11 protein-coding genes are annotated in these 17,411 nt (G+C 55.8%); 7 read left to right on the forward strand and 4 right to left on the reverse strand.

Annotated elements, in window-relative coordinates:
• Window positions 1-252: 252 nt before the first annotated feature.
• From ACGY09_RS01725 to ACGY09_RS01750, 6 genes are all read left to right on the forward strand, one after another.
• Entirely contained in the window at window positions 253-519 is a 267-nt protein-coding gene (locus tag ACGY09_RS01725) for a hypothetical protein (protein WP_397570226.1), read from the forward strand.
• On the forward strand, window positions 516-659 hold the full coding sequence (locus ACGY09_RS01730) for a hypothetical protein (RefSeq protein WP_397570227.1): 144 nt from the start codon (window positions 516-518) through the stop codon (window positions 657-659). The genes ACGY09_RS01725 and ACGY09_RS01730 overlap by 4 nt, the downstream gene beginning before the upstream one ends.
• Window positions 660-1,321: 662 nt before the next feature.
• Window positions 1,322-2,323, forward strand: a complete 1,002-nt coding sequence (locus tag ACGY09_RS01735) for a DUF3500 domain-containing protein (RefSeq protein WP_397570228.1) — start codon at window positions 1,322-1,324, stop codon at window positions 2,321-2,323.
• 315 nt (window positions 2,324-2,638) lie between these two features.
• The gene (locus ACGY09_RS01740; protein ID WP_397570229.1) at window positions 2,639-3,829 is read left to right on the forward strand and encodes a pyridoxal phosphate-dependent aminotransferase; all 1,191 of its coding nucleotides are present in this window, start codon (window positions 2,639-2,641) and stop codon (window positions 3,827-3,829) included.
• 178 nt (window positions 3,830-4,007) lie between these two features.
• Complete coding sequence (locus ACGY09_RS01745) at window positions 4,008-6,383, forward strand: DUF1592 domain-containing protein (RefSeq protein WP_397570230.1); 2,376 nt, start codon at window positions 4,008-4,010, stop codon at window positions 6,381-6,383.
• A gap of 151 nt (window positions 6,384-6,534) precedes the next feature.
• Window positions 6,535-7,875: a DUF1552 domain-containing protein gene (locus tag ACGY09_RS01750; RefSeq protein WP_397570231.1), complete on the forward strand. Its 1,341-nt coding sequence runs from the start codon at window positions 6,535-6,537 to the stop codon at window positions 7,873-7,875.
• A gap of 105 nt (window positions 7,876-7,980) precedes the next feature.
• Here the strand turns inward: ACGY09_RS01750 and ACGY09_RS01755 are convergent, their stop codons facing one another.
• From ACGY09_RS01755 to ACGY09_RS01765, 3 genes are all read right to left on the reverse strand, one after another.
• Window positions 7,981-9,486, reverse strand: coding sequence for a hypothetical protein (locus tag ACGY09_RS01755; protein WP_397570232.1), 1,506 nt, complete (start codon window positions 9,484-9,486; stop codon window positions 7,981-7,983).
• 208 nt (window positions 9,487-9,694) lie between these two features.
• Window positions 9,695-11,083, reverse strand: a complete 1,389-nt coding sequence (locus tag ACGY09_RS01760; protein WP_397570233.1) for a DUF1501 domain-containing protein — start codon at window positions 11,081-11,083, stop codon at window positions 9,695-9,697.
• A gap of 214 nt (window positions 11,084-11,297) precedes the next feature.
• Window positions 11,298-14,204 (reverse strand): DUF1553 domain-containing protein, encoded by a 2,907-nt coding sequence (locus tag ACGY09_RS01765; protein ID WP_397570234.1) that lies wholly within the window; start codon window positions 14,202-14,204, stop codon window positions 11,298-11,300.
• A gap of 208 nt (window positions 14,205-14,412) precedes the next feature.
• Here ACGY09_RS01765 and ACGY09_RS01770 point away from each other — a divergent pair, with 208 nt between their 5' ends.
• Window positions 14,413-15,555 (forward strand): substrate-binding domain-containing protein, encoded by a 1,143-nt coding sequence (locus ACGY09_RS01770; RefSeq protein ID WP_373651804.1) that lies wholly within the window; start codon window positions 14,413-14,415, stop codon window positions 15,553-15,555.
• 198 nt (window positions 15,556-15,753) lie between these two features.
• Here ACGY09_RS01770 and ACGY09_RS01775 read toward each other — a convergent pair whose 3' ends face one another.
• Window positions 15,754-17,316, reverse strand: a complete 1,563-nt coding sequence (locus ACGY09_RS01775; RefSeq protein ID WP_397570235.1) for a hypothetical protein — start codon at window positions 17,314-17,316, stop codon at window positions 15,754-15,756.
• Window positions 17,317-17,411: the final 95 nt, after the last annotated feature.

The raw sequence follows: 17,411 nt of genomic DNA on the forward strand, positions 1-17,411 counted from the left end.
CCGAACGGAATCCAGATGAGAAACCACGAGCCCAGGCAGTTCACCCGACGACAACTCAAACTGATCGCGAAGAACCAATTGATGTTCGAAAATCCACATTGCACGACGTGCGGAATCCGGCTTGTGGAGAAGTCCCAGCTGCCGAATTCGGCGTGCTGCTGCCGGAATAAGTTGTACTGCCCAAAGTGCGTGAGCGCCGTTCGCCAAGGTGGCTGGAAGCGATTGGAGCAGGCAACAATAGGAGAGGGTTCAATGCTGGGTGAAAAGGAACTCGCCAAGCGAAAAGCCGAAGCGGAACAGGAACGACAGCATGCCGCCAACTCGAAAGCCGAGGCTGAGCGTGAAATGTTCTGGAAGGATCTCATCCGGTGGGACCCCCGCTGTTCGCACTGTCAGACAGGATTGTCCACCCACCGGAATGAATCCGTATTGGTGATCGACCGGCTTTCGTGTCTCACCTGCGTCGAAACCGTCAAAGTGGCCGCACTGGCCGACAACCAGAAAGGGCTTGAAGCATGACAATCGAAGAAGTCGAAGCTAGCTTGGCAGAGCAGGTTGAACGCCATCGGGTTCTGAAGCTGATCGTTCAAGCCCTGGAGGAACTGCGGGAAGCCGACCCCGATGGGGCGGAATGGGTTCTGGACAAGTTGAACGAGTAGTTAACCCTGATGGTTCAAGCCTCGTCTGCCATGTGGTGGATGGGGCTTTTTCGTTAGAGCAGAGGAGCGATGATCCCCTGAAAAGGCCCGGTGGTCGCGACCACCGAAACGACCGGAAACCGGGGGTTTTCAGGGGTTTTTCAAGTTCTCTAAAAATCACCGAAACGCTACAAATTGCGGTATTTCAGGCAATTCAGGAAATTTTGAGATTTCCTTATGAGTCCTCTGCTCTGACCGTTGAGCTACAGCCCCAAGCTGTTTTGTGAAAAGTACTTTCGTCTGCCGGGTCGTCGATTCAACGTGGTGTCACAATCGGATGCGATCCCCTCATCGCGATCAGTTGTTTCGTTCTGGCACGGTGCGAGCGAAGTATCACGAGGAACGCCTTAGCCTGCAAGCGCGATCCACTGAGAAATCCCACGAGAAGCACTCGGCATACACCGCTGATTCTGCGGTTGTGCCCTGCTGGGGACTGGTTTCCTGGGGAGAAATATCGGGGATTTTTGAAGTGTTCCGCTCTGTTTCATGTGAGGTTAAGATTAATAGGCGATGATGCAAAGCTTGGTTAAGCTGGTTGCTTGCTGGTGACTCGGGCAATCGATGCTTGAAGCGTTCCAGGAACTCGCGCGTGATTTTTACGCTGGCATACAGGGAGACATCTCATGCTTAAACCCGAACCTTCGTCTGCTGAATCCTCATCTGCGGGTGAAGAATTGATCGTTGGTCGACGGACCTTTCTCCAATCGGTTGGCGGTGCCGTCGTCACGGGGGCCGCGGCTGCTGCCGGACTGTCTCCCAAATTCAGTTGGGCCGCACCGACTCCTAAAAGCGCTGCAGAGACCTGCGTGGCGCAGCTCTATCAATCCTTGTCGAAAGCTCAAAAGGAAGTTCTGGTCTTTCCCTTCGAGCACGAACTGCGCAAGCGCATCAGTGCGAACTGGCACATCACCAAGCCGATTATCCGTGACGATTTCTATACCGACGCTCAGCGGAAGCTCGTCACGGAAATTGTCCGCAACGTGACCAGTCCCGATGGATTCGAGCGTCTGGAAAAACAGACGGAATATGACGATGGCGGGTTTGGTGGATACAGCATCGCCCTATTCGGAAATCCTGAATCGGGACCATTCCAGTTTGAACTGACTGGTCGTCACCTGACTCTGCGAGCAGACGGCGACAGCGTCGATAAGGTCGCGTTTGGCGGCCCGATTATTTACGGCCACGGCGAAGAAGATCCTGATCAGAACCTGTTCCTCTATCAGACCAAGCAGGTCAACGAAGTCTTCAAAGCGCTCGACCCAAAACAGGCCGAAGCAGCCATCATTACGAAGGCTCCCAGCGAAGCGGCTGTCGCTCTTCAAGGACCGGGCAAGACCTACCCCGGGATCGCCTATACAGCTCTTACCAGGGACCAGCAAGAGCTAGTCGAGAAGACGCTGAAAGTCCTGCTGGCTCCTTACCGTCAGGAAGACGTTGATGAAGTCTTCGCCATCCTGAAAGCGACGGGGGGAATGGAACAACTCCACTTCGCCTTCTACCAGGAAGGTGATCTGTTGAACGATCGAGTCTGGGACATCTGGCGCGTCGAAGGGCCGTCACTGGTCTGGCACTTCCGCGGAGCCCCCCACGTCCATGCCTACATCAACATTGGCATCGTCGGGTAAGGACTTCGACCGCGAGGCGCTGATGCCAATATCAGCGCCGCGCGGTCATCTATCTTTACTGTCCTCACCGCCGAGTCATGTCACGACTCGCGGCGTGTTGCTCCGGCCGGCTTGATACGGTCGTACCGCTCGACAATTTGACTGCAATCGACCACCATTTCGATGGTCAGGATTCAGAATTGCGGGCGTCGAAGCACAAGAGCAACGACGCGGACACGGAGTTGCCTGAACGGTAATCTGCGAACTCCGCTTACCGGCTGCGCCGGGATCCTGGCGAGTGGATCGTCTCTTTCTTTCGTCGAATTAGGACAAAGCGTGGGTCTGGCACAACGGGTTCAATACTTCAGTGAGTCTGTCATTCGTGAGATGACGCGACTGGCAGCAATATACGATGCAATTAACCTCGGTCAGGGAATGCCCGACTTCGACGCTCCAGCGGAAGTCAAAGAGGCAGCCTGCCGCGCGATCCACGACGGCTACAACCAATACGCCATCACTTGGGGTGCGCCGCCATTGCGACGTGCCATCGCGGAAAAGGCCCGGCGATTCAATGGAATCGATTGCGATCCGGATACCAACATCACCGTTTGCTGCGGTGCCACCGAATGTATGATGGCAACGATGATGGCACTGGTCGATCCCGGCGACGAAGTCATCATCTTTCAGCCGTTCTATGAAAACTACGGTCCGGATGCGCTGCTGACCGGGGCCAAACCGGTCTGGGTCCACCTCAATCCACCCGACTGGAGCTTCGATGCGGACGAGTTGCGCAAAGCGTTTGGACCAAAGACACGGGCCATCATCGTGAACACGCCCAACAATCCAACCGGACACGTTTTCTCACGTGCTGAGCTCGATCTGATTGCGTCTTTGTGCATTGAGCATGATGCATACGCCCTGGCGGATGAAATTTATGAGTACATTAACTACTCCGACAAGCCTCATCTGAGCATTGCGACCTTGCCCGGGATGCAGGACCGAACTGTGACCATCAGCGGGCTGTCGAAGACTTTCAGCATCACCGGCTGGAGGCTGGGGTACTGCATCGCCCCGGCTGAACTGACCAATGGAATTCGTAAAGCGCACGACTTCCTGACGGTGGGAGCGCCCCATCCACTGCAGATGGCCGGTGCAGCGGCGATGGCCCTGCCGGACTCCTACTACGAGTATTTGAAAGACGGCTACCGTCAACGGAAGGACCTGTTTCTCCCCTATCTGCGAGAAGCGGGATTCCAGTTCAATGACGTCGAAGGGGCCTACTACGTGATGACGGATATCTCGGGGTTCGGAGCCACCAACGACACCGAGTTTGTGAACTGGATGATCCGCGAAATCGGTGTGTCGGCGGTACCGGGCAGCAGCTTCTACCGGCCAAGTGAACGGGGTCATACTCAGGTGCGGTTCATGTTTGCCAAAAAGGATGAAACACTGAAAGCGGCTGGGGAACGATTACTTCGTATCCGCGATCGTCTGAAAGCGAGTCCACCCAGCTGGCTTGCAAAGTGAACAGCCGTTTCGACGCATGAATTGCCCGAAAAAAGAGACTTCTCGATGCCGCAAAAATCGGATAGCCGCAGGAAACGGTGCTGGCACGCGAAGGAGATTATCGATACAACGTTTAATGTGAAACCTGCCTGATTTCGTGCATTGTCACGCCCTCCTGAATTGCCGCGAATTAAACAGCATGAAATACATTCCTCTCCCGTCGGCATTCTTCCTCACACTGGCATTCCTGCTGGCTGTGGCCGGGAACGATTCGGCACGCGTCCTCGCTCAGGAAACGCCTCCTCCTGCCACTTCATTTCAGGAGAGTGTTGTTGCCTTTGTGGCGAAGCACTGTGTTGAATGTCACGGCGAAAAGGACCCCAATGCCGATCTGAACCTTGCGTTCGACAATGATCCGAACGTGCTCACCAAACGTCGTGTTGTGTGGGAAAACGTGATCGACATGGTCGTCAACGGCACCATGCCCCCGTCGGATAAACCCCGCCCGGAACAGGCCGAGATTGATCGGTTTGTCGATGTCGTACGGGATCTGTTTAATGAAGCCGATTTACGGGCCAAACCGGATCCCGGCCGCGTGACCGTCCGGCGGTTGAATCGGACGGAGTACAACCACACCGTTCGCGATCTGGTTTTTATTGATTTCAACCCTGCTGAGGATTTTCCGTCCGACGACATCGGTCACGGATTCGACAATATCGGTGACGTCTTGACCATGTCGCCCGTACTGATGGAACGATATCTGGCTGCGGCCGAGTCGATCGTTCAAAAAGCGATTCTTGTTGGCGAACCACCCAAACCGCCCAAGCGACGAACGGCAGCCACCTTCTTTCAATCCACGAAGAAAGAAGAGTTCCGCGAAGTCGGGGTCCGAAGTCTCGAGATGAATGGCAAGCTGTCGATCACACACAAATTGCCCGTCGACGGCGAGTACAAGCTCCGTTTCCGTGGCTGGGGACGTCAGATCGGTGACGAGCCCGTCAAAGCGGCATTCCAGATCGACGACAATTCCTTCGAAACGGTCGAAGTGAAGGCAACAGGGGTCGACAAGGACAAGGTCATTTACGAGGCCAAACCGATCCAGGTCTCTGCGGGTGAACATAAGATCTCAATCGCCTTCTTGAACGAGTTCACCGACCCCGCTGCGGAGAAACCGGAAGAAGGACAGAGGACACTGTTCGTTGAATGGTCCGAGTTCGAAGGACCACTCGACATGGTGCCAACTTCTCACCGGCGATTGCTGGCCACCAACCCGGAACTTCCGAAGGCCGATCAGGCACGTGAGATCCTCAGCCGATTAGCCACACGCGCGTACCGACGTCCCGCAACAACAGAGGAAGTCGATCGTCTTGTCGCATTGGCGCTCCACTCACTGGACGAAGGATTGAGCTGGGAGGAGGCCATGCAGCGGTCGTTTATGGCTGTGCTCGTTTCCCCCAAATTTCTTTTCCGACTGGAACTTGATGACCGTCCTGACAGCCCCGAGCCCCGTCCACTGGACGAGTACCAGCTTGCATCACGGATGTCATACTTCCTGTGGAGTTCGATGCCAGACCAGGAGCTTTTCGATCTGGCGAGCCGCGGCGAACTGACCGCGAATATCGAACCTCAGGTTCGGAGAATGCTTCAGGATCCGAAGTCAGATTCTCTGGTGGAAAACTTCGCCATGCAGTGGCTGCAACTGAGGCGTCTGAAAACTGTCGCACCGGATATGAAGCAGTTTCCGACGTTCAATGATCAGCTGAAAGCAGCCATGCTGAAAGAAACGGAACTGTTTTTCCAGGCGATCATTAACGAAGACCGCAGCATCAATGATCTCATCGACGCTGACTTCACGTTCCTGAACAGACCGCTGGCCCGGCACTACGGGCTCGAATCGATCATGCCCGCACCTGCTGAAGGACAACCTCGTCGCCGCGGAGGCAACTCCGAGTTTGTGCGTGTAACGCTACCCGACAAACTTCGCGGGGGGCTTCTGACGCAGGCCAGCGTGCTGACCGTGACGTCGAATCCGACACGGACCTCACCCGTGAAACGGGGACGGTGGATTCTTGAGCAGATTCTCGGGGCCCCCCCTCCTCCTCCACCGCCGAACGTTCCTGAACTGCCTGAAGGTGAACATGCCGAACTGTCAGGTTCCTTGCGGCAGCGGTTGGAGCAGCATCGGGCCAATCCGGCATGTGCCAACTGCCACGCCAAAATGGACCCGCTGGGCTTTGCCTTTGAGAACTATAATGCAATCGGAGGATTCCGAGAAAAAGACGGGGAATTCCCAATTGAAACCGCTGGAGTTTTGCCAGGCGGCAAATCTTTCAACGGCCCGGCCGAATTGAAGGCGATTCTTGTCGAGCAGCAGGCCAAAGTGGGACGAAACCTCATAGAAAAGCTGATGACTTATGGATTGGGACGCGGACTGGAATATTATGACCGTAGATCCGTTGTCAAAATTCAGGAAGCGTTGGAGAAAGATAATCGGTTCTCAACAATCGTGATTGAGATAGTGAAAAGCGATCCCTTCCGGATGCGGCGGGGAAGCGATCCGGTGGCGCAAGATTGATTTTGGTGCAAGACTGAGATGTCGACGCTCGTCGTGCGAGACTTCGAAAAGACTTTCTCTCGAAGACTTTCGAAGTGCAGCCCGAATGACAAATCCGTGACCCACTCTCGCGGGGCGATCTGCCAAACGAGGGGACAGACTGGAAATGAAGATGAAACGAGATCCCATTTCGCGACGAACCGTCTTGAAGGGCATGAGCACCGCGATTGCCTTGCCCTGGCTGGAGATTATGGGACCCCTGTCGTCCTGGGCAGAAGAAGCTTCGGTAACGAAGACGGCGCCCAACCGGATGGCGTTCGTGTACGTTCCCAACGGAAAAAACATGGCGGACTGGACGCCAGCCGTGGAAGGATCAAGTTTCCATCTCACACCAATTCTCGAACCACTCGCACCAGTCAAAGATGATCTGCTGGTCCTGACCGGTTTGACGGCCGATGGTGCCCGGGCTCATGGCGACGGCGGTGGAGACCACGCACGGGCTCTTGCCTCCTTCCTGACAGGTGCCCATCCCGTGAAAACGGACGGAACCGATATCCGTAATGGTATCTCGGTGGACCAGGTTGCCGCTTCACGTATCGGTGATCAGACCCGTTTGCCCTCGCTTGAAATCGGCTGCGAAGCAGGTGCCATGGCCGGTAACTGCGACTCGGGCTACAGCTGCGTCTACTCATCTACGATGTCCTGGCGCTCCGCCACGCAGCCTAACCCCAAGGAAGTGAATCCCAAGCTGGTATTCGAACGGCTGTTCGGTTCCGGTGCTGGTGCTGATCGAGCCAAGCGCGATCAGCTTCGTAAAAGTATTCTCGACTACGTCCGCGACGACACTCGAGAACTGGCCGGAAAACTTGGCCGCAACGATCAGCGGAAGCTCGATGAATACTTCAGCTCAATCCGCGACATTGAACAGCGAATCGCACGCGCGGCGTCGTTGCCGGAAGTCAAAACGCCGGACTATCCAGTACCCGCTGGAGTTCCCGGCGACTTCCAGGAACACGTGCGTCTGATGTGCGATCTAATGGTCCTTGCCTTCCAGACAGATCTGACTCGTGTTTGCTCGTTTGTGCTGACCAACGAAGGGAGCAACAAGGCCTATCCATTCATCGGGGTCCCCGAAGGACATCACGAACTGTCACACCACGGGAACGATGCCAAGAAGAAGGAAAAGATTCGCGACATCAACAAGTTCCATGTCACACAGTTCTCGTACCTGCTTCAGAAATTGAAATCGATTCCGGAAGGCGATGGGACGCTGCTGGATCACTGTATGATTGCGTACGGCAGTGCCAACTCTGACGGTAACGCTCATAACCATGACGATCTTCCTGTGCTGCTGGCAGGAAAAGGTGGTGGTACGATCCAGACCGGACGTCACATCCGCTATCCGAACGAGACCCCCATCAGCAACCTGTGGCTCTCGATGCTCGAACGGATGGACGTCAAGGTTCCATTCCTGGGCGACAGCACGGGGGCTCTTCATAACCTGATGAGTTGATCTGCTGCCCGGTTAGCAGCACACATCCCAAGTCGTCCGCATCGAATTGGAGTATGCGGGCGACTCATCAGAGGCCGACGGCTTACCACGCGAACTTGGAGCAACTCATCGAAATTGAGCTTGCTTCAAGTTCGCGTTGCTTTTGCGGTAGACCCTCCAGTTCCACCCTGTCAGGCTGCGGTGCGGAAACACCCTCTGCAGTTCATACGCATTCCCGGCCGGATCGACGAGCTGCGAGGGCAGCGTCGGATCCCCTTCAAAATTGTGACGAATAAGCCAGTCAGTAGGACGTCCCTGCAGGGTGCGCTGGTCGAGGTACCGCAGTGGTGGTTCCTTCGACCACAAGCGTTCCGAGTAATAGGCGAAGATCAGACCATTCCGGAAATCATGATCACTGCTGACCGTGGCCGGAGGTTCGGACGTCTGTTGTGCCATCCAGCGCATCGCTCCTGAATAGTCGCCGCGACCATCAGGAATGAGGAGGCGAGTCCAGTTCGCGTTGCCGACCAGAAATAGCCCAACCATTCCGACTGTGCACAACTGTCCGAATCGGCCTCCTTGTTTCCACCAACTGGCGCTGACATCCCCCATGACGAGCAACGCGAACGCAATCGGAATGAGAAAGTACCGAGGATAAATCAGTTGGTGTCCCGTGAAAAACAGCACGATCGCCGGCGCTGCGACGATGATGGTAACGTGGCTCAAGGCGATGGCCCGGTCCGTCCGCCAGAGGTGGACGAATCCGGCAGCAAGCCATACCGTCGACAGGCCTGCCATCAGCAAAGCCAGATCGTCATACATCGGGCCTCCTGAGACCAGCGACAGGGTTGAGATCAACGCAGAAATCAACGTCGACTCGGGCCCTCCCCCAATCGCCATCCCGCGAATGAAATAGAGATAAAGCAGTCCAGCCACGGTCGTCGGGGGAACAAATGCAATGGGAATCAGCCAGGAAGGTCGCACAAGCCATTTCCACAATCCCCACACAGCGAATCCGGCGAAGCAGTATAGAAACGTGAGATGACCGAGGAATCCGAGACTTGCGCACAGTGCAAATCCAAGAGCATCCCGCCAATCCCGCGTTTTATCCATTCGCAGCAGACAGAACCACGACAAGTAACCGAATACGACCGCGTACGAATAACCTCTCGCTTCCGAGCCATAGAGGATCAGCAGATAAGAGGCTCCCACGAGGACAGAAGTGAACAGGGAATTGACTCCGTTGCCGCGCCGCCCGGCAATCCAAGTCGCGGTGATTACGGAAGCGATCGAACCCAGGGCTGCCGGAAGACGATAGACGATGTCCGGGACCGCTGGCCCCAAGGTGTACATGACAATGGTATTGAGCAAGTGATTGTTGTCGTGCCGCAGCGCGAAGACATCGGACAGCTTGTGAATGGCCTGACTGGCAAAGTACCACGACCAGATTTCATCAATCGCCAGATCCCCCAGCGCACTGGCCAAACGGGTCGCGGCTGCCGCCAGAAGAACCAGGATGATGATTGAGTTCACGCTTGAGTTTAAATCGACCGTTCGCGTCGTCAGCGGATTACTCGTCGAATCAATCGTCGATGGGCGAGAGGGAATCGACTTTTTCGATGAATTGGGCATAGGGAGACGTTCAGCCAGAGAACTTACAGCAGTAAGAGGTATTCGCACGGAGAGGGCCGGGTAGCGTACGGCCTCCCGAAAGATCATACGTGCGACGTAGCTCCTGCACGATGCAACGGACCAGGAATGCAGCGCCAGCGCGGCATTTGAGTCGCAGCAATCCGGCTTCGATGAGTGCCCCGGTCAGGTTTGCAGTTGTCCCAGCCGTTCACGACAGAATGCCCTGAACGACTTTGCCATGCACATCCGTAAGTCGGTAGTCGCGCCCCGCATGGCGGTAGGTCAGCTTCGTGTGATCAAATCCCAGCAGGTGTAGAAGGGTCGCATGAAAGTCATGAACATGAACCTGGTCGCTGGCGACCGTCGCCCCCAACTCGTCAGTCTCGCCATACGTGGTGCCTCCCCTGACGGATCCCCCCGCAATCCAGGACGAGAAACAGGCACTGTGGTGCCCGCGACCGTGTTTCCCATCCACGCCGGGAGTCCGACCAAACTCAGTGGTCCAGACGACCAGTGTGTCCTCCAGCATGCCGCGACGCTTGAGATCTTTCAGCAGTGCGGCAATGGGCTGATCGATCTTTTTTGCAAGCGGTGCATGCTCAGCCATGTCACCATGCGAATCCCAATTGCCCGATGAGCCTGAGTCGATTAATTCCACAAATCGGACTCCCCGTTCCGACAGCCGTCGCGCGATGAGACATTGCCAACCAAAACCATCCGTCTGTCCACGTGTCAGGCCATACATCTCAAGCGTGGAGTCAGATTCTTGCGATAAGTCAAAGGCATCAGGAGCTTCGGTTTGCATGCGGAATGCGGTTTCGAACGACTGCATCCGTGCTGCCAGATCAGATGAAGCGGCATGCCGTCGCAAGTGAGCGTCATTCAGATCGCGGGCCAACTTCAATTCCAGTTCCTGTAGATGCGGTACTTTCGTGCGGGGCCGGAGATCAGAGATGGGGTCGGGGCCCGGAACGACCCGAGTTCCCTGATGGTAGGCAGGCAAAAAGTCATTCGCATAGACCTGCGTCCCCGCATAGGGAAGATGCGGAGCCAGGACAACGAAGCTGGGAAGATTCTGATTCTCGGTTCCCAGCCCATAACTGACCCAGGAACCAATGCTGGGTCGAGAAAAGAAAAACGAGCCTGTGTGCATGGCCAGCGTGGCCTGATAGTGTTCGTTGTCATCAGACTTCATCGACCTGATCAGGCAAATGTCGTCCATACATTCGCGAAGACAAGGGAACAGATCGCTGACCAGTGTTCCACATTCCCCCCCGGGCTTGAACTCCCACTTGGGACGCAGCAGAACACGCTGCTGATTGGAAAGTCCGCCCCCGACCCCCATCGTTTTGCCATCGGCCTGAAACAGCCTGGGTTTGTAGTCGAACGTATCCATGTGGGATACGCCCCCTGTAGAGAACAGGAAGATGACCCGTTTCGCTTTCGCCGGAGTATGTGCCGACCGAGGGGCGAGTGGCGCGGGATTCTGGACTTCGGAGGACAGCAGTTCCGAGAGAATCCCGGGGAACAGAAGGGAACCACCGACGAGCGACTGAAGCACCTCGCGCCGCGTCGGAGCATGCGTGAATCCGGGCATGATTGAGTCTTTTCAAGTACAGGAGATGAATCCAAGCGAGCGAGATTTATGTCTCGACGCTCGGACAGAAACGAAATCCGGCGACGGGCGGAAACGACATTTCCGGACATACGGTCGACACGTAACAACGGTTGATCCCATAAGAATTTCGCTGTCTTACATCTTCAATCTGGAAACCTCAAATTCTCAGCGTGGCCTTCTGTGACAATTACGCTCAATCGACATAGACAAACTCATTCAAGAGAAACAGGGAGCGGACATACGAGACCCAAGCCTGTGCCTGCGATTCCTCGCTCGTCTTGCCCGCCTCGGCCAGCACGACATTCACAGCCTTCAAATAGTGAAGTCCGGCGGAAAGCTCCTCCTGGTATGGTGGACGCCCCAGTAGTCGGACATAGACGAGATCGATTCGTGAGCTGTCGTCCGATCGTTCGCTTCTCAATCGTGCGGCGACCAGTTCTGCCTGCTGATGAACGAAGGAATTATTCATGAAGTACAAGGACTGCAGCGGGGTGGTGCTCGTTGCTCGCTGGGGCGTACTGACGCTCGTATCGGGTCCGTCAAATATCGCAAGATACGGGTGTCGCTGAATTCGCTGCGTCATCAGGTAAACGCTTCGCTGGTTCGTCTCGTAAATCGCCTTAAACGGGTGGTGCTGTGTGAAACCCCATTCTGAACTGGGAGGGAATGGATGCGGTCCCCCGGATCGAGTATCAAGATTCCCACCGACAAACAGCAATGTGTCGCGAATCGTCTCTGCATCCAGCCGATTGCGGTGGAATCCTGATAAGAACTCATTCGCAGGATCACCCGGTATCGTGGCCGGGTCCTGAACCGATTCAGTTTGATAGGTGCGAGATTGCATAATGAGCCGATGCATCGACTTGATGGACCATCCCGACTCGATGAATCGGCTCGCCAGCCAGTCCAGCAGTGCAGGATTGGAAGGTGGTTTTCCCTGCTTCCCGAATTCATTTGGCGTTGTAACCAGTCCCCTTCCGAAATGATGAAGCCAGATTCGATTCACGATGACCCGTGATGTCAGCGGATTGGCCGAGTCCACAATCCAGTCGGCAAGTGCCATGCGACCACTCGATAAATCATTGACGGACAGTTCCTGTCCACCAAGAACAGTCGGAAACCGGCGACGGACCACTTCTCCTCTGGTTTCAGGATTCCCCTTGAACTGGATCGCGACATCATCGACTTGAGTCCCTTCGGCAACAGCGTACGCATACGGGATGTCGGGGAGAGTTTTCTTGTGTCGATTAACTTGCTTACGCGCCGCGGCCAACTGCTGTTTCAAGGCTGGCCTATTGGCGTTGTCTGCTTCAGACAGCTCTCTCTCGAGTCGTGCCAGTTCGGCTTCCAGTTCTTTCTCGCGATTCTGATGAGCGATCAAAGCGTTGCGGGCCTGTTCCGCGGGAACGAGAGGGACCAGGTCACGCTGCATCTGATCAAGTTCGATTCCTGGCCATGGATAGCGCGTGCTACTGAGAAAGCCATACAGGCCATAATAATCGTCGATCGTTATGGGATCGAACTTATGGTCGTGACAGCGAGCACAGTTGATTGATTGGCCCAGGAATGTCCGCCCCAGATTATCGATGGTGTCTTCAATGGTCAGATGTGTCGGATAGTCATCAACGCGCGATCCAAAACGTCGGGCGTTGGCGAGGTACCCCGTCGCAATCACGCGCTGGTTTCGCTCATCCCAGCTGTTCGACTCCATCAGGTCACCTGCCAGTTGTTCGCGGACAAACTGGTCATAGGGTAGATCTCGGTTGAAAGCGTCAATCACCCAGTTCCGATACAGGTACATCTGAGGAATGGGAAAATCGGAATTGTCACCGGCGGAATCGGAATACCGCACGACATCCAGCCAATGTCGTCCCCAGCGTTCTCCATAGTGAGGTGACTCGAGCAAGCGATTGATTACTGATTCAAATGCGTGTTCTGACGAGTCTGCCAAAAACGCATCGATTTCCTCCGGAGTCGGCGGAAGTCCTGTCAAATCGAACGTCGCCCGTCGAATCAGTGTCCGTTTGTCGGCCAAGGGAAGTGGAGTGAGTTCCCGTTTCTCGAGTTCTGCCTCGATGAACGAATCAATCTCGTTTCGAGCAGTGCTTTTCGTCGGTGTCGGCACCACGGTCGTGACGAGTGGCCGATAGGACCAGAAGCTCCGTGCGGAATTCAGATCAATCGTTTTATGGGAAACTTTCGTGGCCCGCGTCCGTGGATCGGGTGCTCCCATTTTCACCCAATGCTCCAGATCCGCGATCTCATGGTCCGCCAGCTTTCGGTCTGGTGGCATTTGCAATTGAGACTCCCCATACCGCACGGCTTTGATCAGCAGGCTGAGTTCAGGGTCGCCCGGCACAATCGCGGGCCCTCGGTCCCCTCCTTTCCTCATGGCAGATCGCGAGTCGACAAGGAGGCGCCCCTGAACTTCGTTCGACTCTGAGCTGTGACATTCGTAACAGTGGTTTACAAGAAGTGGGCGAATCCGCTTCTCGAAGAACTCCGCCTCAGCAGTCGATGGCTCGGTCGAACTGTCTCGTTCTCCCTGCCAGACCTCAATTCCTGAAAAGTTTGCTGCTCCACCTTTGCTGGTGATTTTGATCTGCTGATTTTTCACATTAATGAGCCAGGGTCCCAGCTTGTCCCAATGCCCCGCTCGGCCGCTGTTATGACGCGACAGCACTTCCGCACCGTTGATTGAAACATGATAGATCTCGGGATCGTTATCTTCCCAGACGTACAAATAGACGGTGTATCGTCCCGGCGGGATATCATTGATCGTCACTTCGTTCCCACCCCAGCGACTGCTGCGAATCATTTTTGTCCGCTCCGGGTCCGTCGGAGGATCAAGCGGCACGAGTTGATTCTCGAAAGCGCGATCGTTGCACTGAAGCCATTTTGCCTCGTGTCCCTCCCATTGATTGCCATCAATGACGACGGGCGGGCCGTTCAGATTCACGCCACGATAAAACGATGAGGTATCCGGCGCGCTCGAGGCCGTGGGAAGTTCTCGACCGATCACCAGATTTGTCGCGACGAACATCACCGTCAGCGCCACTAAATGGGCGGTGTGAATCCATGAATGTAAGCCACCAGACATCTTCGATGCACCTTCCCAAACCTACTCGCCTTAAGGCCGAGTGAATGGCTACCGTTGACCGCGCGTCATGACGTACGAGATGCGTCCAACACCGCGATCACTGTTTCTGAAGTACCTATTGAACTCTTCTGCGTGATTTATCACGATGACACTCCGCGTAAATCTTTTGTCTTTTTGCGACAAATCCGTTGTCGGATGGAGCATTGCTTTGCAGCGAATCGGGCTCGTATTTGGCTATGGCCTGGCCTACTACCGAGATATCTTGCGAGGAATCAAGCATTTCGCCGAGCAGAGATCCGACTGGATCTTCACGCCCCTGTCTCCCGATTCGCAATCCGTACAGAGCTTGCGCTCAGTAAAATTCGACGGACTCATCGCTCATGTTTACAGCGTCGAGCTTGCTGAAGCGCTGATTGCGCTGCGAAAGCCCGTCGTTAATGTCTCGGGGGTGCTTCCAGAGCAACCCATTTACCGTGTCTCGGTCGACCACCTCCTGGTGGGTCGGATGGCCGCAGAACATCTCCTCGATCGAGGTTTTCGACATTTCGGTTACGTCGGCTATCCCGATCACGATTTTTCAGTCGGTCGTGAATCCGGATTTCGCGAGAGTTTGGCAGCGGCTGGTTGTACCCTCAACACATTCTATGAAAAAGACCTGGCTGAGGTTGATCCTACAGGACTCTGGTCTTGGAACACGGAGCTGCCAGCCTGGCTGCGGTCACTGAAGAAGCCGGTTGCCGTCTTCACGAGCCAGGACATTCAAGGGGTGAAGGTCTCCGAAGCGTGTCGGTCGGCGGGCCTGCGCGTTCCCGAGGACGTCGGCATTCTCGGCGTCGACGACGATGACTTGTTATGCGAGATGACGCGTCCCTCGATGTCGAGTGTGGCTCTTCCCTCTGAGCGAATCGGTTATGAAGCAGCCTTCTTGCTCAGCAGGCTGATGAGTCGCCGGAAGCCATTGAACAGGGCAATGCTACTGCCCCCGCGTGAAGTCGTGGCCCGTCAATCGACAGATATTTTGTGTATGGAAGACCAGATCGTCGCAGCCGCGATTCGCTATATTCGAGACCACGTTCACCAACCGATTCGCGTAGCAAATGTCCTCAAAGTCATTCCTGTCTCAAGACGGTCGTTGGAAAGGCGATTCCTCACAACCCTCGGACGCGGGATCTCCCAGGAAATCCGCCGGGGACACGTCGAACGTGCAAAATCACTGCTTGTAGGGACCGAACTTCCCATGTCCGAGGTAGCCCGGCTTTCCGGATTCACCGAAGGGCGCCAGCTGTCGGTGGTATTTCGTCAGGAGACGGGACAAACACCAACGGCCTATCGACGACGCCACAACGGTTAAGGCAAGCTCGCAGTCTCTCGCGTTCAAAATAATCGTTGTCACAAGGAAAAATGTTGACTGGTCCGTTTCCCGGCGCATGACGCGTTCGGTCCACCCGAGGGGTTCAGCGAAACGGTACTTCAAATCAAGCGCGCAGCTTCCTCGCCAGTGAAGACGACGCGCTTATTCCCGGGCGTCTCACGTCACATCGGAACGGGGTCAGGCCTCGACTCCCAGAAGGTGACAGGCCTCTTCGTAGCCCGCCGCTCGAAAGCCGTGCTTATCTTCCCGGTTGTACCCGTACGAACTGGCGGTCACGCGGGCGAGTGCTACGATCTGCCTCCAGCGGAAGGCCGGGCGAGTTGTCTTGTACTCTTCGCAGACGGTCTGGAAATACTTCTCTCCGTGCAGTCGGCCATCTTCGCTGACGGCGTATTTCAGCATCAGGTTCAGCACCGGATCCACCTCGAACCCTCGATTTCCGTAGACCTGAATCGCTGCCGTCGCAAGTCCCTGCTCGTTGTTCCGAATGGCGTCTTCCGTCACAGCGAGGAGCCGCTCGGGACTATCGACGGTGATTAACGCCGAGTGTTCGTCGAGGGGATAAGCGGGTGTGTCGAACGGCGCTGACTGAATTCCCGCGTGATAGGCCGCCACGATCAATCCGGAAATTGCGTGCCGGGTTTCTGCCAGTCGTGCCATGTTCCGCCAGGCGTTCGTTGCGTCTGAAGAGTGCACGCCGGCCGAGTCACCGTGAACGCGGGATTTATCGCTCCCTTGCCTCAAGACATAGAGATTGGAAGCAAGCGAAATCGCTTCCCCCACGACTTCAGGAGAAATTCCCTCGGCCAGCGCCGCAGCCGCCGCCTCGGCCGCCCGATCCCGTGGTCCCGTGTAAATCGCATGGCTCAGTTCCAGCACCGCAGTGTCGCCCGGATCACGCTGTCCCAGCGGTCGGTCCGTCAGGCGGTACTGATCAAGCAGCTTCGGCAATAACGCTCGAATGGGCGGATCCGCTTGTTTATGTTCGATACGCATCCGTTCATGGTCGCAGCAATGCCGCACGCACTGACTGAGCAGTGTCTGCGAGTGCTCATCACCCAGCAGCCCGACCAGCCCGTATGTACGATAAGCGAATACAAAGCGATGCACGTTCATGTCATCCTGAACTGCAGGCTGAAGGGCGTTGAACGCATCGCGGGGAGACTTGCTGACCTTTGCCAGCAATCGTTCACCCAATTGGCTGTCGACGTCGCGACAAGCGTTCCTGATTTGCACCCCGAGGTCAGCGTCGGATGCGTGTTCTGCCAGATGCTCGGCCAGGTGAAATGCCCTGAGCGCCTCGCGGGAGGAACTTCCTGCTTTCTGAATCTGCTGCGAATTGCGGTAGAGCACCTTGAGTACCGGAAGTGGTTGCCGTTTCACCGGCAGCTTGCGAGTCATTTCCAGAGCTGGGATCATCGCCATGGCCGTATGAAATCCCACATAGTCACATCCGCCAAACGTGACCGCATTCGCCAATGCCCCCGCCGCAATCAGGTCCTTAAGTGAAGTCTCACCCTTGGCCACGAGCTGGGCCAGCAGAGGCTGCAACTTCTCAGCGGGGGTATTCCGCATGAGTTCCACCAGGGACTGATGAGATCCGAGACTGATCGAATCGTTCCCCTCTTCCGCGAAGGCGGTCGAAAACCCCAGATCAGCCGCAAGTGATGTCCCCAGGCCGACGGCGAGCATGCTGTGGCCAACATCTGCAAGAAATCCCCGACGAGTGGTAGACTGCATGGCAGGCTCCATTGAATGTAGGTGGTCGAGCAAAACACCAGGCAGCCATGAACCTACACTAACGGATCAGAGCTCGTCGATGGAATTCTGATATT

This window comes from Schlesneria sphaerica (assembly GCF_044336245.1).
GTDB classification, from domain to species: Bacteria; Planctomycetota; Planctomycetia; order Planctomycetales; family Planctomycetaceae; genus Schlesneria; species Schlesneria sphaerica.

Excerpts from the sequence above, each read along its gene's own strand:
- ACGY09_RS01755 (WP_397570232.1), bottom strand. The coding sequence starts at position 9,486 with ATGCCCAATTCATCGAAAAAGTCGATTCCCTCTCGCCCATCGACGATT.
- ACGY09_RS01745 (WP_397570230.1), top strand. The coding sequence starts at position 4,008 with ATGAAATACATTCCTCTCCCGTCGGCATTCTTCCTCACACTGGCATTC.
- ACGY09_RS01725 (WP_397570226.1), top strand. The coding sequence starts at position 253 with ATGCTGGGTGAAAAGGAACTCGCCAAGCGAAAAGCCGAAGCGGAACAG.
- ACGY09_RS01775 (WP_397570235.1), bottom strand. The coding sequence starts at position 17,316 with ATGCAGTCTACCACTCGTCGGGGATTTCTTGCAGATGTTGGCCACAGC.
- ACGY09_RS01765 (WP_397570234.1), bottom strand. The coding sequence starts at position 14,204 with ATGTCTGGTGGCTTACATTCATGGATTCACACCGCCCATTTAGTGGCG.
- ACGY09_RS01760 (WP_397570233.1), bottom strand. The coding sequence starts at position 11,083 with ATGCCCGGATTCACGCATGCTCCGACGCGGCGCGAGGTGCTTCAGTCG.
- ACGY09_RS01750 (WP_397570231.1), top strand. The coding sequence starts at position 6,535 with ATGAAACGAGATCCCATTTCGCGACGAACCGTCTTGAAGGGCATGAGC.
- ACGY09_RS01730 (WP_397570227.1), top strand. The coding sequence starts at position 516 with ATGACAATCGAAGAAGTCGAAGCTAGCTTGGCAGAGCAGGTTGAACGC.
- ACGY09_RS01735 (WP_397570228.1), top strand. The coding sequence starts at position 1,322 with ATGCTTAAACCCGAACCTTCGTCTGCTGAATCCTCATCTGCGGGTGAA.